This is a genomic window from Brasilonema bromeliae SPC951 (genome assembly GCF_012912135.1).
GTDB classification, from domain to species: domain Bacteria; phylum Cyanobacteriota; class Cyanobacteriia; order Cyanobacteriales; family Nostocaceae; genus Brasilonema; species Brasilonema bromeliae.
Genome location: NZ_QMEB01000426.1, coordinates 1 through 1,408, shown reverse-complemented (window position 1 = coordinate 1,408; position 1,408 = coordinate 1). Strand labels below are relative to the sequence as shown.

General features: G+C 44.2%; 1 protein-coding gene. It reads right to left on the bottom strand.

Going from position 1 to position 1,408, the window contains the following annotated elements:
* Positions 1-196 precede the first annotated feature (196 nt).
* The gene (locus DP116_RS28245; protein WP_169158249.1) at positions 197-1,390 is read right to left on the bottom strand and encodes a Coenzyme F420 hydrogenase/dehydrogenase, beta subunit C-terminal domain; all 1,194 of its coding nucleotides are present in this window, start codon (positions 1,388-1,390) and stop codon (positions 197-199) included.
* Positions 1,391-1,408: the final 18 nt, after the last annotated feature.

The following is a 1,408-nucleotide window of genomic DNA, read 5'->3' as shown; positions in this document are numbered from 1 at the left end:
CGTCGTCGGATCCTGTGCTAGATCCTGGCTAAATTTTGGAAATTTTGTTGCCATAAGGATGAATTGTTTTTGCCCAGATCAAATTCTACGTCTTCATCACCCATTGCAACTCACTTTTAGTGAACTCATTAAGGCTGTTCGGGTAAGAGACTATCGAGAATTATAGCTAGGTTCTGAGTCGGCTACTCTTGTCTTTTTACTCTGGTAACTTATACTGCTCAACGATACGCTTGGCAAATTCTGGAACGTGTGAGTCTAATTTCTCCGGATGATTTCGCTTCACATACAAATAGTTGCGGGTAAAGTGAGAATCAATTGAAAAACGGGCGTATTCTAAACCTTTAGGACCAATTTTTTCGATCACGACACCCATTAATTTTGCCGCCCACATGGGGAGGGTGACACCTTTATCGTAGGCGGGTATGCTTTGTTGGACTGCGGCTGTGCGATCGCCCTTTGACATCACTGGCCCAGTTTCTAGTTGGTCTGTCACCAAGTCCAGCATCTGTTGACCTTGTTCATTTCTGACAACAATCCATTGCCACCCAAAAGGTGCCCCCATGTAACCTACGACCAAATCCGCCAGAGAATTAACGTAGTCAAAGCAACTCATGCAAGAGGGGGCAAATACATCTTTAAGTTTATTGGTTTTTAGTCCAAAGAAAGGCACCGTTTCGGTTGAGCCATCTTCGTGTTTGAAATGAACCCGGAAGTCTTGCATGAATTCGTAATGCACTACCGTGTCAGGTGATTTGCTGGTTGTTTCCAAGAATTTTTGCAGTCCTGCACGGTTGACATTATCGACACAAGGTGTGCCTAAAACGTAAAGTTTTTCTAAGCCTAGTTGTTTTTCGACGGCTCGTAATGCCTGAATTTGGCAACCAACACCAATCACCAATAGCCGCTTCATTCCTGATTTTTCCACTTGTTCCAAGACGGATAAATTTGGTGAGAGAGTTGGTTTATTGACTCGTGCTGCCAGTATTTCCTCTGGGGTACGGGCAATGATGGGCATTGGTTGAAAGCGGTCTTCTTTGGTGTTTTGCACACAAACGACACCCTCAACAATACCGCGATTCAGCATTTCGATGGCGATGGTACTAACAATTCCTGTCCATTGAGCACCGGGAACAGGCTGCTTTTTCCGCGCCGCCATCATGTCTTGATGCACACCAAAGTACAATTCATCAGAATTGTCGAAATTTCGAGAGCGAGTGTGCGTTTGTTCTTCGAGTTTATCTATTTGCTGATTAATAAAAGCACAGGCTTCCTTGACATAATGAATATAGTATGTATCGCACAGACCACACTCGCTACAGAGTTCTTTAGCAGGGCGACGGCTACTGGGTTTGAGGGCTTTGGCTTTTTTGTGAGGAGACAGGGATGTCATTTTAAGAGCAGTTTATTA